Here is a 23,202-nt window from a genome sequence, read left to right on the forward strand (position 1 = left end):
TCAGCTCCTGCTCAGCTCTTGCTGGTCGCCGCTTCGCCTTCGGACTCTCCGTACTGCTTTCGCAGCCGCGCAAGTTCCGCCTCCATCTCCTTGCGGATTTCGGCGAACGCGGGATCGTCGTACCGGCTCTGGAGTTCGTTCGGATCCTCCTGCAGGTCGAACAGTTCGCCTTCGCCCGTCTGGTAATAGCGGATCAGCTTGTACCGGTCGGTCCGCACGCCGTAATGCCGCGCGACGGCATGCGGGCCGGGGAACTCGTAGTAGTGGTAGTAAACGCTCTTCCGCCAGTCCTCCGGCTGCTCCCCCTTCAGAACGGGAACGAGCGACTGGCCCTGAAGGTCCGCGGGGATCTCGGCGCCTGCAGCCTCGAGGAAGGTCGACGCGAAGTCGAGGTTCATCGAGAGCGCGTCGCTGGTCGAGCCGGGCTTGACCGTTCCGGGCCAGCGGACGAGCAGCGGCGTGCGGAACGACTCTTCGTACATCCAGCGCTTGTCGTACCAGCCATGTTCGCCGAGGTACCAGCCGTTATCCGACGAGTAGATCACGATCGTGTTGTCGGCCTGCCCTGACTCGTCGAGCCAGTCGAGCACGCGTCCCACGTTGTCGTCGAGGCTCGCCACGCAGCGGAGATAGTCCTTCGCGTAGCGCTGATAGTTCCACTTCGTGAGGCCTTCCTTCGTGAGCCGGGATCGCGTCAGGGCCTCGTTCTCGTCGGCATAGGCCGCCTCGAACGTCTTGCGCTGCCCGGGGGTAAGTCCCTGCTGCGGCGACAGCTTCAGGTCGTGCGGAGTCAGGTGATCGGCGACCGTCATCTCCTGCTTCGAAGCGGGCGTCGCGCGGCCGGCGTAGTCGTCGAACAGCGTTTCCGGTTCCGGAATCTGAACGTCGTCGTACAGATCGAGATGCTTCGGCCCCGGCATCCAGTTCCGATGCGGCGCCTTGTGTTGGTACATCAGGAAGAAGGGCTTCGACTCGTCCCGCTTCCCCAGCCAGTCGAGCGCGAGGTCGGTGATGATGTCGGTCGTGTAGCCCTCGTGCTTGACCTTGCCCCCGGCCGTCAGCATGACCGGGTTGTAGTAAGGCCCCTGACCCTGCAGGACCTCCCAGTAATCGAAGCCCGTCGGTTCCGTTTCGAGATGCCATTTTCCGATCACGGCCGTCTGATAGCCGGCGCCGCGGAGCAGTTTCGCGACGGTCTGCTGCGAGCCGTCGAAACGATCGCCGTTCTGACGAAATCCGTTCAGATGGCTGTACTTCCCGGTCAGCACGACCGCGCGCGACGGCCCGCAGAGCGAGTTCGTCACGAAGCAGCGGTCGAAGCGCATCCCCTCGCTCGCGATCCGGTCGAGGTTCGGCGTCTGGTTCACGACGCTGCCGTAGGCGCCGATCGACTGATAGCCGTGGTCGTCCGCGAAGATGAACAGGATGTTCGGTCGCGCGTCTTGCTCCGCGGCGGCTAGTAGCCCGGAGTCGTGTATCGCGGAAGCGAAGGCTGCGATCGCCGCGAACGCGATCAGAAGTCGCCAGGAACCTGGTCGGGAAGGGAGGGAATCGGACACGTCGGTCTCCTGATGCGAAGTGCGGGATCGCGTAGCAGCCCGTTGATTTTCGCCGTCGTGGCGAAAATCACGCTCGGCAAGTTCGAAACAAGTTTCTCACGCCTCGCAGAACAGCGGAAAAACCGCTGTTCTGACGCCGCATCCGTGCGGCGAACGCAGCCCATTGAGAAACTCAACGGGCTGCTAGCGGACATCAGCGCTTCAGCGCCTGATCGACGAACTGGAACAGCTCTGCCGTCGCAGGATCGACTGGCTTGCCGAGGTTTTCGTTCAGCTTCGAGTGGTCGGTGTCTTTCGCGCCGAAAGGCTGGACCGGCACGTCCGCTTCGCGAAGAACGTTCGCCAGTCGCTGCGCCTGCGCGGTCGTGTCGGGATGGCCGTTGACGTACAGAATCAGGAAGGGCGGGATGCCCTTGTCCTTCGCGACATGCGTCACGGTGGAGAAGTCGACGTGCTTCGCCGGATCGTTTCCGAACTTCTGGCGGTGTCCGAAGGTGGGAAGCGGAAAACCGTGCACGCGGCACCGCGTCTCCGCAACCTCGATCATCGCCGGGATGTCGTACGTATCGCCGTCGACGGGAACGCACCCCTTGATCAGGGAGAGCGTCAGGCCTTCGTTCTTCAGGTAGCGTTCGTCCGTGCAGAGCAGCGCCGCGAGCTGCGCGCCTGCCGAGTGACCCATGACGAAGATACGCTCGGGGTCGCCGCCGTACTCCGCGATGTGTCCGTGCACCCAGCCGAACGACTGGGCGACGTCGCGGATGATGGTTTCCATCTCGACGTCGGGAAGAAGGCGATAGTTCGTCGCGACGAAGACGCAGCCCTTTTCGACGAACGCCTGCGGCTTGAGCTGGACCTCGGACTTGTCGCCCGTCTGCCAACCGCCGCCGTGAATCCAGAAGACCACCGGCAGGTTCTTCGCGTCCGCCGGAGCGTAAATGTCCAGCTTCTGACGCTCGTGCCCGGGCTCCGCATAGGCGAGATCCTTGTGCACGGTTTGTGCCTGGACTGAGGCGCTCCACAGCAGGACCAGGACGGCGAGCGTCGAGCCGGAACGCATGGAAGAATCCTTGAGGAGAGGGGTCGACAGGATGAGAGAGGAGGGAACGCGCAGCGGAAGAGTCGGCGCCGGATCGAAGCAGGAATCATGCGGACAACGCTCCGACTCCGCCGACCGATAGATTAGTCTTAAAAGTCGGCCGAAAACATTGAAGGGCGTCGAACCGCGAGTTCATCTCGCTTTTCTGAACACGCCCCCGGTCGCCTCTTTTCGCATGCTCCCGCTACGGAAATTCTATGGATCGCCGCACGTTCGTCGCCGCTGCCTTCGCCGCCTCGCTTGCGACTGCTCAGGCCCTTCGCGCTCGCGGGCAGGAAGGTCCGCCGAAGATTCTGCTGCGTTCGTCGTGGCAGACGGTCAACATCGGCGATATCGCGCACACGCCCGGCGTTCTGCGTCTGCTGGAACAGTACCTTCCGGAAGCGGAGATCCGGCTCTGGCCCAGCAACGTCGACAACGGCGTGAAGGAGCTCTTGCTCGCCCGCTTTCCCAAGCTCATCGTCGTGCAAGGCGCGGAAGCTTTGCGACGATCCTTCGAGGAGTGCGATTTCCTGCTTCACAGTTCGGGCCCCTCGCTGGTCGCCGAAAAAGATGTGCGACGCTGGAGCGAAGAGACGCGAAAGCCATACGGCGTCTACGGCATCACGCTTCCCCTCCAGGGTTCCACCGCGACGAAGCCGACGGCGTCCGAGGCATTCGCCCGAACGATCGAAACGTTGAGCGGCGCCGAGTTCGTCTTCTTCCGCGACTCGGCTTCGCTGGCGCTGGCGAAGGAGCGGGGTTGCACCGCTCCCGTGATGGAGTTCGGCCCCGACGGCGCGTTCGCCTGCGATCTGCGGGACGACGAGAAGGCGATCGCCTTTCTCGAAGCGAACGATCTGGAAGAAGGAGAGTTTCTCTGCTGCATTCCGCGGCTGCGGTATACGCCCTACTGGACGATTCCCAGCAAGAAGGCGGCGCTCGACGAAACGAAGCACGCCCGCAACGAAGCGATGAAGGAGCACGATCATGCCCAGCTTCGCCGCGCGATCGTGGAGATCGTCCGGGGAACCGATAAGAAGGTGCTCGTCTGCCCGGAAGACCAGACGCAGATGGCGGTCGGGAAGGAGCTCCTCTACGACAAGCTGCCCGAGGACGTCAAGAAGCGGACCGTCTGGCGAGCCGACTACTGGCTCACGGGCGAAGCGGTCAGCACGTACGTCCGGAGCGCCGGTCTCTTCGGCAACGAAATGCACAGCCCCATCATGTGCATCGGGCACGGCGTGCCGGCGATCGTCTGTCGCTGGGCCGAACAGACCAGCAAGGGGATCATGTGGAGCGATATCGGCCTCTCCGACTGGCTGTTCGACCTTGACGACGAAAGCCAGGTCGAGCGAATCGTGCCGACGGTCGTCGCCATGGCGAAAGATCCCGCCGCCGCCAGGGCGAAGGCAGCCGAGGCTCGGAAGTTCGTCGAACGTCGTCAGCGCGAAACGATGGGCGTCCTCGCCGGCCATTTCGCGTGATCGCGAGCGAACCCCCCGGCGGCGCAATCAGGCGATCCAAGCAAGACGGCAGCCGAACGCCCGTTTAGACTGGAGCGGTCTGAAAGCAGGGCGAAAATGATTCAGCCGCTGGGTCGGACTTCGGGCAAGGGAGAGACATCGATGCTTCGGTCAGCGGCGATGATCGCCTCGCTCGTCCTGTTCGGGCAGTTCGCTGCATCCGTGTCGGCGCAAGCTCCTTCGAAGGTCAGCTTCAACCGCGACGTGCGACCGATCCTGTCGAACAACTGCTTCTACTGTCACGGACCCGACGAGAAGCGTCGCGAGGCGGACCTGCGACTCGACACGCACGCAGGCGCGACCGCGGATCTGGGCGGACGGGCCGCGATCGTTCCGGGCGATGCCGACGCCAGCGAACTGATCAGCCGGGTCGAAGGACATGACGAAGATCTCGCGATGCCGCCGGCTGACAGCAAGCGTCCGAAACTTTCGGAGCACGACGTCGCCATCCTCCGTCAGTGGATCGCCGAGGGCGCCGAGTACGAGGGGCACTGGGCTTTTCTGCCTCTCGCGGACGCGCAGCCTCCTGAGGTCAAGGACGACGCGTTCGTTCAGAATCCGATCGACCGCTTCATTCTCGCGCGGCTCGAACAGGAAGGGCTGACGCCTTCCGCCGAAGCCGACCGCGCGCTCCTGATGCGGCGCGTCTCGCTCGACCTGACGGGACTGCTGCCGTCGCCGGAAGAGGTCGACGCCTTCGTCGACGATGCCGACCCCGACGCTTACGAGAAGCTGGTCGATCGCCTGCTCGCGTCGCCGCACTTCGGCGAGCGCTGGGGGCGCCATTGGCTCGACCAGGCTCGGTACGCCGACTCGAACGGCTACTCGATCGACGGCGATCGGGCGATGTGGCCCTATCGCGACTGGGTGATCAAGTCGCTGAACGACGATCTGCCTTTCGATCAGTTCACGATCGAACAACTCGCCGGCGATCTGCTGCCGCAGGCGTCGAAGAACCAGATCGTCGCGACGGCCTTTCACCGCAACACCCTCATCAACGAGGAAGGGGGCACCGACCGCGCCCAGTTCCGTCACGAAGCGGTCGTCGACCGCGTCAACACGACGGGAGCCGTCTGGCTCGGCCTGACGCTCGCGTGCGCGCAATGCCATACGCACAAGTTCGACCCCATCCCGCACCGCGACTACTACGCGTTCTTCGCCTTCTTCAACCAGGGAACCGACGTCAACGACCGCGGCGCCACGGTCAAGGTGGCGCGCGGCGAAGTCTTCGGCGTTCCGATCGTCGAGTCGCCGCCGCCTCCGGAGCCGGAACTAGCCCAGGCGCAGAGCGCGTGGGAGGCCGACCTTCGCAAGCGGATCGACGCGAGCGGTTCGCCCGCCGATTGGCGCTCGGTCGAGTACCTGTCGTACGACACGAAGTCCGGCGCCGGCTTCCGCCTGCTGGATGACCAGTCGTTGCTCTGGGATGGGAAAGCCTCGTCGAAGGATACTTATCGCGTGACCGCGGGAACCTCCCTGCCGAAGATCGCTGCCGTCCGGTTGCGGACGCTGCCGCATGAGTCGCTTCCCAAGCAGGGGCCGGGAACGGCGTCGAACGGGAACTTCGTGCTCACGGAGTTTCAGGTCCGGCTGGGCGAACGACCGCTCAAGGTCGCGGCGGCGTTCGCGGATCATGAGCAGCCCGGGTATCCGGTGACGGGAGCGATCGACGGAGACGCCGCCACCGGTTGGGCGATCAACGTCGATGCGAAGTCGAAGTCGCGGATGAACGCTCCGCATGAGGCGGTGTTCGTTCTCGAGCAGCCGGTCGCGATCGGCGACGAACCGCTGAAGTTCGAGGCGATGCACGACCTGAACGACGACTATCTGATCGGTCGATTCGCGCTGGACGTGTCCGAGACGGCTCCTTCCCTGAGGGAGCATCTGGATCCGCGACTGGTCGAGGTTCTCGCGATTCCGTCCGAACGACGCGACGAGAGGCAGGCGGCGCTCGTGCGAGAGGCTTTCCTTCGTGCGAATCCTGAATTCGACGATAAGGCGCCCGTAGCTCGTGCTTCCGACGTCGCGGACTTGATGGTGATGAAGGAGTCGGCTGCGACTCGCCAGACGTTCGTTTACCAGCGCGGCGATTTCCTGCGTCCTGACGAGGAGGTCGGCCCGCTGTCGCCCGACGTGCTCAGCGCGGTCTCGCCCCACTTGCCGGCGGAGGGGGAACGCGACCGGCTGACGCTCGCGAAGTGGCTCGTCGATCCGGCGAATCCGCTGACGGCTCGCGTGACGATGAATCGCGTCTGGATGCGGTACTTCGGTCGCGGGCTGGTCGAGACGGAGGAAGACTTCGGCACGCAAGGTTCGCCTCCTACGCATCCGGAATTGCTGGACTTTCTGGCAGGAGAGTTCATTCGCCGCGACTGGTCGCAGAAGGCGATGCACCGGCTGATCGTCACCAGCGCGACCTATCGGCAGTCGTCGACGGTACGCCCCGAACTGTTAGAGACCGATCCGCGAAACCTGCTGCTGGCGCGCCAGGAGCGATTTCGCTTCGAGGCGGAGATCGTACGGGACGCGGCGCTCGCGGCGAGCGGTCTGCTCGACCGCACGATCGGCGGACCGAGCGTTCGACCGCCGCAGCCTGCCGGACTCTACGCGTTCACGCAGAATCCGAAAGCGTGGAAGGACGCGACGGGATCCGACCGCTATCGCCGCGCGCTCTACACCCAGTTCTATCGAAGCGCGCCCTATCCGCTCTTCTCGACGTTCGACGCGCCCGATTTCCAGACGACCTGCACGCGGCGGCTGCGATCGAATTCGCCGTTGCAGGCGCTTACCGTAGCGAACGATCCAGCCTTCTTCGAGATCGCCCAGGGCATCGCGGCGCGTGCGCTGCGAGAGGTTCCGGACGACCAGAGCGCGTCCCGCATCGAGCGTCTCTTCCGGCTGGCCCTTTCGCGCGAGCCCTCGGACGAAGAGCGGCGCCTGCTCCAGGCGTACTACGATCGCGAACTGGAGCGGCTGCGATCGGACGCGAAGGCCGCAGGGGAGATGCTTTCGCCGGATCTGTCGCAGGGCGCCGACGATCCGGCGGTCGCCGCGGCGACGGTCTCCGTCGCTCGCGTCCTTCTGAATACGGACGCCTTCATCACCCGCGAGTAAGGCCGACCAGCGCGATGGGCGAGACCCACGAAATCCAGGAAACGGCGACGGCGCTGCATGAGCGGACGCGGCGGCATTTTCTCCGCGACTGTTCCGTCGGCATGGGCGCGATCGCTCTGCACTCGCTGCTGCTCGGCGAGGGCAGGGCGGCTCCGATCGCCATCGATCCCGCCAACCCGCTCGATCCGCGCCCGCCGCAGTTTCCGGCGAAGGCGAAGCGCGTGATCTTTCTCTTCATGGCGGGCGGACCGAGCCAACTGGAACTGTTCGACGACAAGCCGAAGCTGCGCGAACTGCACGGTCAGGCGCCGCCGAAGAGTCTGCTCGAAGGAAAGCGCTTCGCCTTCCTGAAGGGGACGGAGACCCTGCTCGGCTCCTCGCGGAAGTTCGAACAGGTCGGCGAGGCGGGCCTGACGCTCAGCGCCCTGCTTCCGCATCATCGCAAGATCGTGGACGAGGTCTGCTGGCTGCAGGGGATGACGACGGACGTCTTCAACCATGGCCCCGCGAAGCTCTTCATGAACGCGGGCTTCAACGCCCCGGGGCGTCCCGCGCTCGGCGCGTGGGCGACGTACGGCCTGGGGAGCGAATCGCGCGATCTGCCGGCGTTCGTGGTTCTGCAATCGGGTCCGCGCGGTCCCCGTGCGGGCGCGTCGCTCTGGAGCAGCGGCTTTCTCCCGACGTCGTACCAGGGGGTGCCGCTGCGAGGAAAAGGCGACCCGATTCTGTACCTGCAAAGTCCCGCAGGTTTCCCTCGCGACGCGGAACGAGACTTCTACGACACGGTCGGCGCTCTCAATCGGACGCGGTACGACGAGGCGGGCGATCCGGAGATCATGACGCGGATCAACGCCTACGAGATGGCGTATCGGATGCAGACGAGCGCGCCCGGACTGATGAACGTGCAGGATGAGACGCCCGAGACGCTGGCGTCCTACGGCGTCGAACCGGGCAAGGCCTCCTTCGCGTCGAACTGCCTCCTGGCGAGGCGGCTGGTCGAGCGCGGCGTCCGATTCGTGCAGCTTTACCACACGGACTGGGACCACCACGGCGACAAGGCCAACAACCTCAGCGAAGCGATCGAGAAGCGCTGCCAGGAAGTCGATCAGGCGAGCGCGGCGCTCGTGCTCGATCTGAAACAGCGCGGACTGCTCGACGATACCCTGGTCATCTGGGGAGGGGAATTCGGTCGGACGCCCATGGGCGAGGTCCGCGACACGATCGGGCGCGACCATCATGTCGACGCCTTCACGATGTGGCTCGCAGGCGGCGGGGTGAAGCCGGGATACATCCACGGCAAGACCGACGAACTCGGCTTCGGAGCGGTCGAGAACGCCGTGCACGTCCACGACCTGCACGCGACGATCCTGCATCTGCTCGGATTCGATCACGAGCAGTTGACGTATCGCTTCCAGGGCCGCGACTTCCGACTGACCGACGTCCACGGACGCGTCGAGCAGGAGATTCTGGCCTAGCTTCGATTCGCGGAGCGTCAGCGAACGATCACCAGGTCCACTGCACGCCGGCCCAGACGCTGAACCCTTTGCGGTGTTCGGCCATGTTGACGTCGAACAGTCGGTTTTCCAGCAGCACGACCGAGTAGACGTCGAGGCCCGGCGCCACGTGCCGGATCGTCTTCACCAGCCCGCGGTGGTTGTTCGTGTCGTGCAGGACGTCGCCCACGGGGTCGGGTCGGAACTCGCCGTAGTTGAAGTGCAGCGACCAGCGCTCGCCGAGGTAACCGAGATCGGCGTAGTATCCGACGCCGGTGAGCGGCTGGTGGTAACCCGCGTTGAGCTGCCGGTTGTAGTAACTCCGTCCCCAGAAAATGTCGTCGAGGGGGAAGCCGGGCCGGCGGATTCCGTAGCGGTCGAAGATCATCTCGCCGGACAGGATCCACCGCGAGCCGATCCGCACCATCGCGTCGAAGCCGAGGTGCTCGTTGAATTCCTTTTGCCCCTCGGATCCGATGCCGTCCTGGAGCTTGATCGACGCCCCCAGGTTCCACCGGTCGTCGCGGTTCCACCCGATTCGCGAGACGAGCGCCTTGGAGGAGTTCGTGTCGCGCTCCAGCGAGCCGTTGGTGAGAGCCGCGGTCAGGGAGACTTCCCCCAGGCGGCGTTCCACCATGACGCCGGTCTCTCGCCAGAGAATGGCTTCGCTTCGAATGAAGGGGGAGTCGCGGAAGTCGTTCGTATAGACCGGGTACCAGACGCGTCCGAACGGCGTCATGAACTTGCCGAGGACGAAGTTCCAGTCGCCCGTTTCGTATCGCAGGTAGAGCTGCGAGATTTCGAACGGCTCGACGTCGAAGTTGTGGGCGTAGGACTCGCGAAACGGCGTATCGACCAGCACGTTGCCGTCGAACGGCTGATTCAGAAAGAACTGCGCATGGGCGGTGGCGACGCCCCCAGCCAGTTCCTTCGACCAGCCCATGTCGAACACGCCCTCGACGCCGAACGTATCTTCCTGGCCCGTAAATTCGATCCGCTGATCGTTCACGAAGTAGCCGCGCGCGAGGAACCCTAATTCGAGCGCGGACCAGTCGAAGGGCGAGCAGGCGTCGCGAGCTCGCCGCTCGGCCAGCGCGGTCTCGACGACCGGCTGGGCGACCTCGATCGTTTCGGCTGCGATCGGCGCTGGGGCGGGAAAAGGCGCTTCGACGAATCCGACCGAAGACGACTCCCACACGGGAGTCTGCTGCACGAAGGGCGAGAAGAGTTCCTCGCGTTCCTGGGCGAGAATCGGCCAGGGGGCAGCGATCGCCAGACACAGGCCCGCGAGCGTACGCACGACCGTTCGTCGCGAGACGCGACGTCGACGGCGCCCGGGATCGGCTGCGTAACTCGCAGAACGCATGGAGCCCGGCAATCTGAGGGACGCTGCGGCGACGTCGATTTCGAACGGAAGGATCGCTCGTTCGAGTTATCGGTTCGCCGTCGAAACCGGCTTGACCGTCACAGGCCGATTTGCAGGAATTCCCGCCCCATTGCGTACGACGCGCTCAGCTTTCGTAAACCTCCCCGTTCGCCGCAACGTGCCGATAGCTCGCCCACAGGGCGTCGAAATCGAGCGTCGGTTCGTACAGATGCGCCCGATAGCCGGCCCGGACCGCGGCTTCGACGTTCTCGGGGCGATCGTCCAGGAAGAGGATCCGCTCGGGCGGCGTCTCCGCCAGATCGGCTGCCCGGCGGTAGATCGGCTCCGCCGGTTTCATCGAGCGGAGCTCGTAGCTCAGGGCGTGGACGTCGAACGCGGCCAGCCGCGGACCGTAATCCTGCTCCAGCACGAATTCCCAGTGAGCGGGACACGTGTTTGAGAGGATGCCCGTTCGGACGCCGGATTCGGCCACCTTCCCTGCCGCGGCGAAGCCTGCCTCGTTGGGGACGAAGATATCGCTCGCCGCGCGTTTGAGATCGGCGAGGGAATACTCGCTGCTCGGTGCGCACGCCTCGCGAAAGAGTCGTTCGAACGCCTCGCAGTCGATATCGCCCGTCTCGTACGCGATCTGGAGTTCGCCCTGGAACACGCGAGACCAAACGACGTCGTGCGCGGCGCCCGAAAGCTCCGCCATCTGCCTACAAGCCCGCGGATGGTCGAAAAAGAGCAGGACGTTCCCGAGGTCGAAGTAGACGAACTCGATCTCCGGTCGTTCCGTCGCGGGCATCTTCGCTCCTCCCTGGTTTCCGAGCCGGCGGTTCTTGCCCCGGCCTGAGTCGCGTCGAGGGCATGTTCGAGGCGGACGAAAATCTGCCTTACTTCGCCGGAGCGGGCGAACTTTCGCCGAGCGGCTTCAGGCGGATATTCCGATAGCTTGCCTGCGCCGGCTCGCCGCCGTGAATCTGCAGTCCGATGACGCCTGTCCGTGCGACGTCGGCGTCTTTCTCTTCGTAGTCGACCGTCTGCACGCCGTTGAGCCAGATCCGGATCCGCGGCCCTTCGCAGCGAATGACGAAGTCGTTCCATTCGCCCGGCTCGCGAGCGGCCTTCTTCGCCGCCTCTTCGCTCGGCTCGGCCAGCATCTTGTTGCGACGGCTTTCGTCGTAGAGGGCTCCCCAGACGGACCGGTCCCACGCCCGGCCCATGTCGCACTGATAGCCGCTGACTTCATGGTGATTCGGCACCCGCTTCGAGCGGAACTGGATCCCGGCGTTCTCGCCCTTGCCTTGCAGCTTCGCCTGCAGGCGAAGCTCGAAGTCGCCGTATTCCCCCTTCGTGCAGAGGAACTCGTTGTTCGGAATGGCTTCGGCCAGAGACCCCGCGACGATCGCGCCGTTCTCGACGCGGAAAGCCTTCTCGTTCCCTTCCCACCCCACGAGCGTCTCGCCGTAGAAAAGCGCGACGAAGCCGTGCTCGTCCTCCGCAACCGCGCGCGGTTCCTCGGAGAGAACGGCGGAGGCTTGTCCGGCGAACAGCGCTCCGAGAACCGCGAGGAGCGAAACTTTCGAGAGCAGGGGATGCAGCATCGCGAGGCGCTCCAGAGGGAAGACGGAGAGGCGGGAGGCGTTCTCGCCATTGTAATCCTGCCGCGAGGCGATCACGAAGCGAGCCGGACCTGCGCCGAATCGCCGGTCCCCTCCGTCACGTCGTGGCGGGTTCCAACTCGCGAAGCTCCATCCGCGCCGGATGGTAGAGCAGCAGGATGCCGAGCACGATGAGCCCGCAGATCGCGAACTGATAGCTGGGCGGGAATTCGAGCCGGTCGAACAGGTACGAAAAGCCCTGATAGAAAGCGCCTGCGATCGTGATGCCGATCCAGTTGAGCAGGTTCTGCGTCGCGATCGTTCGGCCCCGGAATCCGAGCGGGGGCCGCGATTGCAGCAGCGTCGTGAGCGGAACGGCGAACATGCCCGTGCAGGCGCCGACGACGCCGAGCGCCGCCAGACTGCCCCAGAAGCCGAGCAGGTGATTGACCTGGCCCTTAGCAGGATCGGCGGCCAGCAGCGAAGAACTCGGAGCAGCCAGCAGCAGCACGGAGACCAGCAACCCGGCGAGACCGACCCGCATCAGCCGGGGCTCGAACCGACCCCGACTGAGCCAGCCGGCCAGCAGGGCGCCGACGACGATTCCGAAACTGATCATCGCCTGCAGCAGCGAGTTGGGGCCCTCCTGCAGGTAAAGCTGTCGCTGGCCCAGCGCCACGATGGAGGGCTGTGCGAGCGACGCGACGAACCAGAAGGCGGTCGATGCGGCGAGCGCTTTGAACAGTTCCGGATCGCGGCGGCAGAGGTCGCGCATCTCGTGCGGAATGCCGAGCGTATCCCAGCGGAAGGCGAGGTCCGGATCCGACGCCGGAGGCCGCCTGAGCAGCAGCGACGTGAGCGTGCCGACGATCGCGATGCCGATCGTAACGAGTCCGACGATCCAGAGTTGGGGGCCCAGATGCTGCTTGAAGAAGCCCGCGATCACGGCGCCCAGAATGATCGCCAGGAAAGTGAACGTCACGATCACGCTATTGGCGAACGGCAGGTCTCGCTTTCGCAGCAGTTCGGGCAGGATGCCGTACTTTCCGGGGCCGAAAAACGCGCTCTGGGCTCCCATGCAGAAGAGCGTGATCAGCATTAGCGCCAGCGTCAGCGTTTCGTACCCGTAGGCTCCGAACCGCCAGAAGAGCAGGGCGCCTGCCGTCATGATGACGACCTCGGCCAGTTTGGCGGCGACGACGATTCCCCGCTTCGGGCGCTTGTCCGACACGTAGCCGGCGAAGCCTGAGAACAGGATGAACGGCACCGAGAAGACGAAAATCGCCAGGCCCTGAAGGTCGATCGCGTTTCCGCGCCAGGGCACCGAGACGAAGATGAACAGCAGCGCGAACTTGTAGACGTTGTCGTTCATCGCTCCCAGAAACTGCGTCGCGTTCATTCCCCAGAAGGAAGGATCGGCGAGCAGCGGGGCGTTCGACGGGGCGGTGCGGCTGTCGTTCGTCTTCAGCGACGAAGACTTCGCAGCGGAGGGCATGTCCGCCAGTTGAGCGGGGGCCGGATAAGCGTCGGCCGCGCCCCATGCGAAGTCGGAGGCCTCGGAATCGGTAGGCGACGTCATTCGCTCGGACGCTCCGTTCAGGACGTACGCGCCGAAACGAAGCGCCGGCGTCGCCAGCCAGCCTAACGCCGCGCGGCCTCTGGCGTCGAGGCCGCGTTAGATCGCAGGGAATGCGCGCTTCTGCGGGACGAGCGCTACGGAACGCTCCGTCAGTTCCCCGCGGTCTGCGGATCGAGAGCCACCAGCTCGTCCGTCGTCACCAGTTGGCCTTGGGCCGCCATCTTGCGGATGTCTTCGGTGATCTTCATGGAGCAGTACTTCGGTCCGCACATCGAGCAGAAGTGAGCGCTCTTGAAGGTCTCCTGCGGCAGCGTTTCGTCGTGGTACGACTGCGCCGTTTCCGGATCGAGCGACAGGCGGAACTGTTCCTTCCAGTCGAACGCGAAGCGGGCCCGGCTGAGCGCGTCGTCGCGATCGCGAGCGCCGGGGCGCTTACGGGCGACGTCGGCCGCGTGTGCGGCGATCTTGTAGGCGATCACGCCTTGGCGGACGTCGTCCGCGTCGGGGAGGCCCAGGTGCTCCTTGGGCGTGACGTAGCAGAGCATCGCCGCGCCGCTCCAGCCGGCGAGGGCTGCGCCGATCGCGCTCGTGATGTGGTCGTATCCCGGCGCGATGTCGGTGACCAGCGGGCCTAGGACGTAGAAGGGCGCTCCCTTGCAGACGTCGATCTGGCGTTCGACGTTCATGGCGATCTGGTCCATCGGAACGTGGCCCGGCCCTTCGACCATGACCTGCGTCCCCTTGGCCCAGCCCCGCTCGACGAGGCCGCCCAGCGCGTCGAGCTCCGCGAACTGCGCTTCGTCGCTGGCGTCGGCGAGCGACCCGGGACGAAGGCCGTCGCCGAGGCTCCAGGTGACGTCGTATTCCCGCATGATGTCGCAGAGATCCTCGAAATGCTCGAAGAGCGGATTCTGCTTGCGGTGGGCCATCATCCACTTGGCGATCAGCGATCCGCCCCGGCTGACGATGCCAGTGACGCGGTTCGTCGTCAGATGGAGGTGCTCCATCAGCACGCCGCAGTGGACGGTCATGTAATCGACCCCCTGCGACGCCTGCTTCTCGACCATGTCGAGGAAATGCTGAATCTGCATGTCCTCGATGTTGCCGCCCAGTTCCTCCAGCATCTGGTAGATCGGAACCGTGCCGATCGGAACGGGCGAAGCCTCGATGATCGCCCGGCGGATATTGTCAATGTTCTTGCCGGTCGACAGGTCCATCACCGTGTCGGCGCCGTAGTGGACCGACACGTGCAGCTTTTCGAGTTCGCCGTCGATGTCGCTCGTGACGGCGCTGTTCCCGATGTTGGCGTTGATCTTGCAGGTCGCCGCGATCCCGATCGCCATCGGCTCCAGCCGGCCGGCGAGGTGGACCTTGTTCGCCGGGATGACCATTCGCCCGACGGCGACTTCGTCGCGAATCGTCTCTGCGGAGAGATTCTCGCGCTTGGCGACGAACTCCATTTCAGGCGTCACGACGCCGGCGCGGGCGGCTTCCAACTGGGTCTTGTGCATCAGAAATCCTGGGCTGTCGCTTCCGCGGATCGCGAACGAACGGAAACGTTTACGTCTTCCATGGAGGGAGGAGCCGAGACCGCCGAAGCGACCCGGCCGCCGCACCGCTCATTTTGTCGGCCGTAGAGTTCCGGGACAAGGCGACGCGACCGTCGGTTGCGGGTCAGTTCTGAAGAACTTGACCTCTTTGCGGCGTTGGAGTCGTCAATCGAATCTTCGACCCCTGCCGTCGTCCCGATGCCGAACGGGCATCAGCGCCGCCCGCTCGATACACTGAATGGCAGGCCAGGGGGGGCGAAAACGAGAGGAGGCATGCCATGGGTACGGGACTGCTGCTCGCCGCGATGTTCGCGATCTGTCCGTTCGCCGCGGGCGAAGACTTCTACGGTCAGAATCCGGTACTGCTGCTCAACGACCCGAAGATCGCTTCCCTCGTGGGCGTGACGGAAGACCAGAAACCGCTATTTCAGCAGGATCTGAACGACCACATCGGCCTTCAGGTCGACCGATCGAAGCTGCAGATCGCGACGATCAAAACGCAGACCGAGACGGACCCAGTTGAGCGGGCGAAGCTCGAACAGGAGATCGCGACGCTCGAGCCGATCGTCGCGGAGTTCGATGCACGTCAAGACGCCATTGAGCAGGCCGGCGCAGAGCGGTTGACCCCTGAGCAATATCAACGACTGCGGGAACTCGCCTGGCAGTTGCTCGGCATCGAGGTCTTCTCGATTCAACGATACAAAGACAAACTCGGCATGACGAACGCCGACATGGCGATGGCGCAGCCGCTCATAAAAGAGCATGTCGCCAAGTTCAGAGAACTGAGCGGACGAATGAGAAAACCGGAGCCTGAGCGCTCCGAAGCTCTAAAGGAACTCGGGGCAGCGGAGCAGGAGATCATCGCCCGGATCGTCTCGCAACTGCAACCATCGACGCGAGCCACCTACGAGATCTTCGCCGGCGAACCCGGAGGCGTTTCGAGGTGGGAGCTTCGAAAATCGTTCGGCGTCGAACCTGTCGTGCGGAAGAAGTGACCGTAACGGCAGGCGACGACCTGCTGCGAGGCGCGTAACGATCGACCAGACGTCGGCGGCCAGTCAACGTCCGCCGACTTCACTTCGCCTCGATGCAGTACAGGTTCTGACGCCCTCGCAGGAAGAGTTGCTTCCCGGCGATCGCGGGCGAAGCGTCGAAGCCGTCGTCGAGCGTATTCGTCGCGAGAATCTCGAAATCAGGACCCTTCTTCGCGACGACGCAGCCGCCGTCGCGACCGGCGAAGTAGACCCGATCGGCCGCGCCGACGGGCGACGCGTACAGGCCGCGGATGCCTTCCAGACGGGAGCGTTCGAAAACGGCCTCGCCGGTGTCGGCGTTCACGCACGAAACGATCGCCTCATTCGACTGCGTGTAATACAAAAGTTCGTCGTAGAGCAGCAGCGACGGCACGTAGGGCGTGTTCCGGCCGAGCGACCAGAGAACCTTGTCCGTTCCCGTCACGTCGCCCGTGGAATCCAGGGAAATCGCCTGTAGCGACGAACCGCGATAACCGCTCGCGCAGTAGACGACGCCGTCGCGCGTCACCGGCGAGGGCGTCACATTGTCGACCTGCCCGCCGCACTCCCAAATGAGCGAGCCGTCGGCCAGGTCGTAGCTCCGCACGCGGTTCTTGCCGTTGGTGACGACCTGCGTGCGTCCGGCATGCTCCACGATCAGCGGCGTGGACCAGGTGGTCGGCTCGTCGCGATCCATCTGCCAAATCGTCTCGCCGGTCTTCGCGTCGAGCGCTTCGATGGTGTCCGCGCCTTCGTGGTCGCGGATGAGGACCAGCCGGTCGCCGTGCAGCACGGGCGACGCGCCTTCGCCGAAGCTGACGCGCGTCTCGACCTCCGGGTACTCGCGCTCCCATAGCAGTTCGCCGTCGAGGCTGTAGCAGAACAGCCCGACCGAGCCGAACCAGACGTAGAGCCGCTCGCCGTCGGTGGTGGGCGAAGCCGAGGCGTAGGTGTTGTCGCCGTGCGTGCCGCTGTGCGGAACCTTCTCCGCCGCGACCTGGCGCCAGAGTTCCTTCCCCGTGGCCCGGTCCAGGCAGAGCGTCACGTACTGGTGAAAGTTGTTCGGGAATTTGATGCCGAAGGGACGTTCCGGCTGCGTCGCGGGATCGGCCTTCGCGGGATCGATCTTGTCGGTCGGCACGACCGTCACGACGTAAACGCGATCTTCCCAGATGATGGGCGTGGCGTTGCCGCGACCCGGGATCGCGACCTTCCAGCCGACGTTCTTCGTCTCGCTCCATTCGGTCGGCGGATCGGCCTGCGGCGCGACGCCCGAGGCGAGCGGGCCCCGCCACTGATGCCAGTTGGACAGAACCGCGGCGGTCGGCTCCGCTCCGTGCGACGGGAGGGCGGAGAACGTCGCAGCGAGAGCGAGCGTCGAGAGCATCGCGAAGCGAACCAGCGACTTCATCGGCAGACCTCCGAAAGCGATCAGGAACCCAGTACGCGGCGAGCCGTTCAAGCCGCCGCGAGCGAATTCATGGTAGCGAACGGAGCGGTCGTCCGCGCCTCGGGCGACGCTATCGAACGATTCGACGGTCAATCGATCGACTCTGCCTGTTCCATCCATGTTTCGAGCGTGTCGGCCAGCCGTTCGATCATGCCCCCTTCGCCCGCGGCGAACGCCCAGACGGAGAGGCGATCCGACGGATCGACGCAGAGCAGGTCTTCGTTCTCGAAACCGATCGTCAGGAAGCCGCTGATCCGGTCGAACGCGATCTCTTCGCCGTCAGGACCGGAGGCGGTCGTCTCGCCGGTCGCTTCGGCGATCGATTTCGCGAAGAGTCGCGTCTGCTCGACGAACGGCGTCTTGTTTCCGTCGACGCTGACGTCGGACCAGAGCCTGTCGACGGCGACGAGCGTCCATTCGCGATCGTCGAAGAAGACGGTCGCTTCTCTCCCCAGTCCGCTGCGCCAGCCGAGGTAGCTGAGGGGAAGTTCGGACTTCGACTTGGCCATCGGAGTTCCCGTAGGACAGGCAATCCGTCTGATGTCGATGCGAGACCGAACCGCTCGGCATGCGGGAAGCCTGCCCGAAGGGAAGCACGGAGGTCTTACTCCCTCCGCTCGCCAGGACGAGAGTGGGCGACGCGCTTACGTTTCGCCCAAGTCCTTCCGTCTGCAGCACTGCTTGTACTTCTTCCCGCTGCCGCAGTGGCAGGGGTCGTTCGGACGGGGCTGCACGCCGACGTTGCGGATCGGTTCGATCTTCACGTCCTTCGTGGCGTCGATCGCCTGCTGCGACTGCTTCAGTTCCTCGGGCACCACGGCGGTCCGCGCCTGATCGTGACGCGCGGCAGTCTCGACCCACGTGGTGCTAACGAAATCCTCGTTAAGCTGCTCCATCTTGAACATCAGTTCGCTGGTGCGATCGCTGACGCTCTGCCACATCTTGTCGAAGAGCAGCATGCCTTCGCGCTTGTACTCGACCTTGGCGTCGAGCTGCGCGTAGCCGACGAAGCCGACAGAGCTTCGCAGGCGGTCCATCGTCAGCAGGTGATCCTTCCAGCTTCCGTCGAGGATCTGGAGCAGGAGCCCCCGCTCCATGCGCCGCATCTCCGGATGGAACCGCTCCGCATGCGCCTGGAGGAGCTTCGCGAGAAGCTTTTCGTGTTCCGGATTCTTCCAGTCGGAAGGTTCCAAGAAGAGGTGGTATTCCTGCTTGAGCCAGTCCTCGAACCCGGTGCGGTCGAAACTCGCCGGATCGGCCTCGAATTTCGCCCAGCGTTCGAGCAGCGACTTCTTCAGCGAGCGCCCCAGCTTCTGATGCTCGCCGCTGATCAGGAGCAGACGCTTTTCGACGTCCTCCCGCTGCATGCTCTTGAGATCGTCGGGGCTGATGGTCGTTTCGAACCGACGAGCCGCCCACTCGGCGAGCTGATCCTTGTCGACGATGCGGTTGCCTTGACCGTCGCCGCGCGCGAAGCGGTAGATCGCCGCCATGATCGGATACTGCGCTTCGCGGAGGTCGTACGACTCGCGGGCCAGTTCGTTCAGTCGCTTTTTCAGACCGTCCTTGTCGAGCTTCTTCAGGTCGGCGATGTCGAGCCGGCGCCCGAACTTGTGGCCGAACCAGCCCGCGAGCGACTTGATGCCGAAGTCGTCCTCCAGGAACGTATTGCCCTGCGACAGGTCGGTCGCCCGGATGTGGGCCGAGGCCTCTTCCGTCAGCTTGTCGATCAACTGGTCGCGTTCGATGCCGCGGAGATCGATGTCGCGATAGTTCGTTCCGAAGAACGCGTTCATGTACTTCGCGAGCGCCTGCCAGTTCCAGTCCTTCTGGATGTCGGCGTCGTCCTCGTCTTCGCCGCGCGCCTCGGGAAGGCATTCGTCGATCTTCGCCAGAACCAGCGCCTCGGCCTGACGGTCGGCCTCGTCGAGGGCGTACTGCGACGCCTGTTCGCCGTCCATTCCGCGGAACTGACGCGGGTTCTCGAACGGCAGCCTGAGTTCGTTCGACAGCCAGGCGGCGTAGGTCTCGATGCCGTAGTCGCGTTCCTGGAACAGGTCGACGTGGCGGTCGATTTCCTTGCCGACCATCTGCTCGACCTGTTCGCGCGTGTCGAATCCGTCGAGAACGCGCTGGCGGAAGCCGTAGACCCGCTTCCGCTGCTGGTCCATCACTTCGTCGTACTCGAGCAGGTTCTTGCGGATCTCGAAGTTCCGCTCTTCGACCTTCTTCTGGGCGCCTTCGACTCGGCGGGTGACCATCTTGCTTTCGATGGCTTCCTTGTAGCCCATGCCCAGGCCGTCCAGGATCCGGCGGACCCACTCGCCGGCGAAGATCCGCATCAGATCGTCTTCGAGCGACAGGAAGAATCGGCTGCTGCCCGGATCGCCCTGACGACCGCAGCGACCGCGAAGCTGCAGGTCGATCCGGCGGGACTCGTGGCGCTCGGTGCCCATCACGCAGAGGCCGCCCATCTCGCGGACGACCTTGCCTTCGGCCTTCATGCCGTGCTTCTGGTCGATCTGATGAGCGAGCTCGTCCCACTCTTCGCGGGGGACGTCCAGGCGGGTCTTGTACTTGTCCTGAAGAATGGCCCAGGCCATCGTCTCCGGATTTCCGCCGAGGATGATGTCGGTACCGCGGCCCGCCATGTTGGTGGCGACCGTCACGGAGCCGATGCGTCCCGCCTGGGCGATGATCTCCGCCTCGCGCTTGTGGTGCTTGGCGTTCAGCACCTCGTGCTTGATGCCGCGCTGTTCGAGCAGGCGGCTCAGCTTCTCGCTCTTCTCGATGGAGACCGTACCGACCAGGATCGGACGGCCCTTCGGTTCGAAGCTCCGCACCTTGGTCTTGGGGAAGGTCTGCTTTTCCTTCGATTCCGCCGGCTGCACGACATAGGCGTCGGCCTCTTCCTTGACCAGCGTTCCCGCGATTTCCTTGCCGTCCTTGAGCTCGAGCGTGTCGAACTTGTTCATGCGCTCGATCTCGTCGGCGAGCGCTTCGTACTTTTCCTTCTCGGTCCGGTAGATGACGTCCGGATACTCGATGCGCTGCATCCCGCGATTGGTCGGGATGGCGATCACGTCGAGCTTGTAGATCTTCCAGAACTCGTTCGCCTCGGTCATGGCCGTACCGGTCATGCCGCAGATCTTGCCGTAGAGCTTGAAGAAGTTCTGCAGCGTGATCGTGGCGAGCGTCTGGGTCTCTTCCTTGACGCGGACGCCTTCCTTCGCCTCGACGGACTGATGCAGGCCGTCGGACCACTGGCGTCCGTCCATCTCGCGTCCGGTGAACTCGTCGATGATGACGATCTTGTCGCCCTTCACGACGTAGTTCACGTCTCGCTTGTAGAGGTAGTGGGCCTTGAGCGAGTTATCGATCAGGTGGGGCCACTCCATGTTGCCCGGGGTGTAGAACGACTCCACGCCCGCGAGCTTTTCGGCGAGACGCACGCCCTCGTCGTTGAGGGTGACGTTGCGCTGCTTCTCGTCGATCTTGAAGTGGACCTCTTCCTTCAGCTGCCGCGCGATCCGGTCGGCTTCGGAGTACTTCTTGACGTCGTCGAAGGCGGGGCCGGAGATGATCAGCGGCGTTCGCGCCTCGTCGATCAGGATGTTGTCGACTTCGTCGATGATCGCGTAGTTCAGCGGCCCCTGCGACTGCTGGTATTGCTTCGGGAAACGATCGTCGCCGCGCGCCGCGATCCGCATGTTGTCGCGGAGATAGTCGAAGCCGAACTCGTTGTTGGTGCCGTACGTGATGTCGCAGTCGTACGACTTCTGGCGGTCGGAGACGCTCATGTCCGACTGGATCGTGCCGACCGTCAGTCCCAGGCCCAGGTAGAGCGGGCCCATCCATTCCATATCGCGGCGAGCGAGATAGTCGTTGACCGTGACGACGTGAACGCCCTTGGCTTCGAGGGCGTTCAAATACGCGGGCAGCGTCGCGACGAGCGTCTTACCCTCGCCCGTCACCATTTCGGCGATCGAGCCGCTGTGCAGCACCATGCCGCCGATCATCTGCACGTCGTAATGACGCATGCCGAGGAAGCGTCGGCCCCCTTCGCGACAGACGGCGAAGGCCTCGATCAGCAGGTCGTCGAGCGTCTCTCCGTTCGCCAGCCGCTCGCGGAATCGAACCGTCTGCGCACGAAGTTCCTCGTCGCTCATCGCCTGGTAGCGCGATTCGAGCGCGTTGATCGCCTCGACCTTGGCTTCCAGCTTCTTGATGTATCGGGCGTTCGACGAGCCGAACAGCCCGGTCAGGCCCCGCTCGAAACCCTGCAGGACGCCGTTGAAGGCCATCCCGGTGTATTCCCAAACGCGTTCCAGCGATTCCATGGCGTGAGGCCTGCTGTTTTCAAGCTCCGAAGAAACCGACCGTCCGGGCGAATTCCGGAAGGCGATTCCTCGGGTCGTTTTCGGGTTTAGAGCGATCCTGATGAAGTCATCGCGTCGCCTCGGGGCAACCGGTCAGACTTCCAGAACATTTGCACGTATACAATCGAGTCAGACGGCAGAGTCAGCCGTCCTCATCGCGTTTCGAAGCTCGCGTTTCGAAGCGGTCGTTCCGAAGGCATTTCGCCCGCAGGACTCCCATCTTCGATCGTTTCGTGCCTGCCGATTCGGCAGGCGATCCAGGGCGCTGCGACGGGCGAACCGATCGGCGCCCGGAACTCGTTCCGCTCCCTCCGAATCGCCGCGTCGACGCCGGCTGGCGCCGACGTTGAAACGAGTTTCGGGAGGGACGGATTCGACATAACTCTAGATCAACTGGAAATTTAAGCGCCAGCCACGGACGGGTCAACCTGAGTCGGTCGGCCCGCCAACCTCTTGCGGAGGGGCGTCAGCGTCCCAGAATGAGCCGGGTCGCGGAACCGCACGCCAGCGGCGTTCCGGAACCCTGCCGGCGTCGGAGACCGCAATTTCCGCGCCGCGCGGGTTTTGGGGCCCGTTCTTCCCCTCTCGTCCTCCCTGCTGCCGACCCCTTACGCCATGCCGGACGAAGCCGAAGGATTCGCCTCCGTTCGGGGGGAACTTATTCTGCTGGGGACGGGAACTTCCGTCGGCGTCCCGATGATCGGGTGTGCCTGTCCGGTCTGCCGGAGCGAGGATCCGCGGAACGACCGCACCCGCACCAGCGCCGTCTTCGGCCTGCCGCAGGGAAATTTGCTCGTCGATACGTCGCCCGATCTCCGCACCCAGATGCTGCGGGAACGCATCCGCCTGGTCCACGCCGTGGTCTACACCCACGAGCACGCCGACCACATTTTCGGAATGGACGACCTGCGGCTGCTCCAGTTTTATCTGGGGGGGCCTGTGCCGGTCTATGCGACAGCCGAGGTCGAGGAACGCCTGCGCAAGTCGTTCGATTACGCCTTCGCGAATCTCGAACCGACCCACGCCGGCGCGACGCCCCAACTGGCGATGCATCGGTTCGAGGAGGAGCCGTTCGACGTCCTGGGCGCGACGATCGTTCCGATCCGCCTGCTGCATGGCCCCCGCTTCGTGGTGCATGGCTTTCGCGTCGGGCGGGTCGCCTATTGCACGGACGTGAAAACGATTCCCGACGAGAGCTGGCCGAAGCTGGAAGACCTCGACACGCTGGTCATCGACGCGCTGCGTTACCGGGCCCATCCGACCCACATGAACCTGGAAGAGGCGCTGGCCGTGGTCGACCGCCTTCGTCCGAAGCGAACGATCCTGGTGCACACGTCGCACGACCTCGAGTACTCGACGATCTCTGCCCAACTTCCCGACGGCGTCGAGATGGGCTACGACGGGATGCGCATCCCGCTGACGTGAGCGAACTTTTCTTGCAGCGCAGGCGCCCCGCCTGCCTGGGGAGCGTGTACCAGGTTCGTGGCAGGC

15 protein-coding genes are annotated in these 23,202 nt (G+C 64.3%); 5 read left to right on the top strand and 10 right to left on the bottom strand.

The features are described 5' to 3' along the window. Positions 1-11: 11 nt before the first annotated feature. Positions 12-1,559 (bottom strand): sulfatase family protein, encoded by a 1,548-nt coding sequence (locus SH602x_RS15640; protein WP_479473193.1) that lies wholly within the window; start codon positions 1,557-1,559, stop codon positions 12-14. 193 nt (positions 1,560-1,752) lie between these two features. Beyond that, positions 1,753-2,619, bottom strand: coding sequence for an alpha/beta hydrolase (locus SH602x_RS15645; RefSeq protein ID WP_479473194.1), 867 nt, complete (start codon positions 2,617-2,619; stop codon positions 1,753-1,755). Between the two features lie 236 nt (positions 2,620-2,855). Between SH602x_RS15645 and SH602x_RS15650 the strand changes: the two genes are divergently transcribed. The 3 genes from SH602x_RS15650 (at position 2,856) to SH602x_RS15660 (ending at position 8,752) form a co-directional block, all read left to right on the top strand. Then, on the top strand, positions 2,856-4,124 hold the full coding sequence (locus SH602x_RS15650) for a polysaccharide pyruvyl transferase family protein (protein ID WP_479473195.1): 1,269 nt from the start codon (positions 2,856-2,858) through the stop codon (positions 4,122-4,124). 141 nt (positions 4,125-4,265) lie between these two features. Next, complete coding sequence (locus SH602x_RS15655) at positions 4,266-7,277, top strand: PSD1 and planctomycete cytochrome C domain-containing protein (protein ID WP_479473196.1); 3,012 nt, start codon at positions 4,266-4,268, stop codon at positions 7,275-7,277. 14 nt (positions 7,278-7,291) lie between these two features. Beyond that, positions 7,292-8,752 carry a DUF1501 domain-containing protein gene (locus SH602x_RS15660; protein WP_479473197.1) on the top strand — a complete coding sequence of 487 codons (1,461 nt, stop codon included), beginning with the start codon at positions 7,292-7,294 and terminating at the stop codon, positions 8,750-8,752. Between the two features lie 28 nt (positions 8,753-8,780). Here the strand turns inward: SH602x_RS15660 and SH602x_RS15665 are convergent, their stop codons facing one another. From SH602x_RS15665 to thiC, 5 genes are all read right to left on the bottom strand, one after another. Then, positions 8,781-10,070, bottom strand: coding sequence for a hypothetical protein (locus tag SH602x_RS15665; RefSeq protein ID WP_479473198.1), 1,290 nt, complete (start codon positions 10,068-10,070; stop codon positions 8,781-8,783). 211 nt (positions 10,071-10,281) lie between these two features. Beyond that, the gene (locus SH602x_RS15670) at positions 10,282-10,944 is read right to left on the bottom strand and encodes an HAD family hydrolase (RefSeq protein WP_479473199.1); all 663 of its coding nucleotides are present in this window, start codon (positions 10,942-10,944) and stop codon (positions 10,282-10,284) included. Between the two features lie 88 nt (positions 10,945-11,032). Continuing rightward, a complete protein-coding gene (locus SH602x_RS15675; RefSeq protein ID WP_479473200.1) occupies positions 11,033-11,743 on the bottom strand; it encodes a 3-keto-disaccharide hydrolase in 711 nt (236 codons plus the stop codon). 115 nt (positions 11,744-11,858) lie between these two features. Beyond that, positions 11,859-13,319, bottom strand: a complete 1,461-nt coding sequence (locus SH602x_RS15680) for an MFS transporter (protein ID WP_479473201.1) — start codon at positions 13,317-13,319, stop codon at positions 11,859-11,861. A 149-nt stretch (positions 13,320-13,468) separates the two neighbouring features. Beyond that, positions 13,469-14,830, bottom strand: a complete 1,362-nt coding sequence (gene thiC / locus SH602x_RS15685; protein WP_479473202.1) for a phosphomethylpyrimidine synthase ThiC — start codon at positions 14,828-14,830, stop codon at positions 13,469-13,471. A gap of 317 nt (positions 14,831-15,147) precedes the next feature. Between thiC and SH602x_RS15690 the strand changes: the two genes are divergently transcribed. After that, positions 15,148-15,864 carry a hypothetical protein gene (locus SH602x_RS15690; RefSeq protein WP_479473203.1) on the top strand — a complete coding sequence of 239 codons (717 nt, stop codon included), beginning with the start codon at positions 15,148-15,150 and terminating at the stop codon, positions 15,862-15,864. 79 nt (positions 15,865-15,943) lie between these two features. On the opposite strand, the gene SH602x_RS15695 is transcribed toward SH602x_RS15690, so the two are convergent. From SH602x_RS15695 to secA, 3 genes are all read right to left on the bottom strand, one after another. Next, positions 15,944-17,293 (bottom strand): outer membrane protein assembly factor BamB family protein, encoded by a 1,350-nt coding sequence (locus SH602x_RS15695; protein WP_479473204.1) that lies wholly within the window; start codon positions 17,291-17,293, stop codon positions 15,944-15,946. A gap of 128 nt (positions 17,294-17,421) precedes the next feature. Beyond that, entirely contained in the window at positions 17,422-17,841 is a 420-nt protein-coding gene (locus SH602x_RS15700) for a hypothetical protein (RefSeq protein WP_479473205.1), read from the bottom strand. A gap of 135 nt (positions 17,842-17,976) precedes the next feature. After that, complete coding sequence (gene secA / locus SH602x_RS15705) at positions 17,977-21,672, bottom strand: preprotein translocase subunit SecA (RefSeq protein WP_479473206.1); 3,696 nt, start codon at positions 21,670-21,672, stop codon at positions 17,977-17,979. A gap of 654 nt (positions 21,673-22,326) precedes the next feature. Here secA and SH602x_RS15710 point away from each other — a divergent pair. Continuing rightward, complete coding sequence (locus SH602x_RS15710) at positions 22,327-23,136, top strand: MBL fold metallo-hydrolase (RefSeq protein ID WP_479473207.1); 810 nt, start codon at positions 22,327-22,329, stop codon at positions 23,134-23,136. Positions 23,137-23,202: the final 66 nt, after the last annotated feature.

This window comes from Lignipirellula cremea (assembly GCF_056501455.1).

Excerpts from the sequence above, each read along its gene's own strand:
- secA (WP_479473206.1), bottom strand. The coding sequence starts at position 21,672 with ATGGAATCGCTGGAACGCGTTTGGGAATACACCGGGATGGCCTTCAAC.
- SH602x_RS15645 (WP_479473194.1), bottom strand. The coding sequence starts at position 2,619 with ATGCGTTCCGGCTCGACGCTCGCCGTCCTGGTCCTGCTGTGGAGCGCC.
- SH602x_RS15700 (WP_479473205.1), bottom strand. The coding sequence starts at position 17,841 with ATGGCCAAGTCGAAGTCCGAACTTCCCCTCAGCTACCTCGGCTGGCGC.
- SH602x_RS15680 (WP_479473201.1), bottom strand. The coding sequence starts at position 13,319 with ATGACGTCGCCTACCGATTCCGAGGCCTCCGACTTCGCATGGGGCGCG.
- SH602x_RS15675 (WP_479473200.1), bottom strand. The coding sequence starts at position 11,743 with ATGCTGCATCCCCTGCTCTCGAAAGTTTCGCTCCTCGCGGTTCTCGGA.
- SH602x_RS15670 (WP_479473199.1), bottom strand. The coding sequence starts at position 10,944 with ATGCCCGCGACGGAACGACCGGAGATCGAGTTCGTCTACTTCGACCTC.
- SH602x_RS15710 (WP_479473207.1), top strand. The coding sequence starts at position 22,327 with ATGCCGGACGAAGCCGAAGGATTCGCCTCCGTTCGGGGGGAACTTATT.
- SH602x_RS15690 (WP_479473203.1), top strand. The coding sequence starts at position 15,148 with ATGGGTACGGGACTGCTGCTCGCCGCGATGTTCGCGATCTGTCCGTTC.
- thiC (WP_479473202.1), bottom strand. The coding sequence starts at position 14,830 with ATGCACAAGACCCAGTTGGAAGCCGCCCGCGCCGGCGTCGTGACGCCT.
- SH602x_RS15660 (WP_479473197.1), top strand. The coding sequence starts at position 7,292 with ATGGGCGAGACCCACGAAATCCAGGAAACGGCGACGGCGCTGCATGAG.
- SH602x_RS15695 (WP_479473204.1), bottom strand. The coding sequence starts at position 17,293 with ATGAAGTCGCTGGTTCGCTTCGCGATGCTCTCGACGCTCGCTCTCGCT.
- SH602x_RS15655 (WP_479473196.1), top strand. The coding sequence starts at position 4,266 with ATGCTTCGGTCAGCGGCGATGATCGCCTCGCTCGTCCTGTTCGGGCAG.
- SH602x_RS15650 (WP_479473195.1), top strand. The coding sequence starts at position 2,856 with ATGGATCGCCGCACGTTCGTCGCCGCTGCCTTCGCCGCCTCGCTTGCG.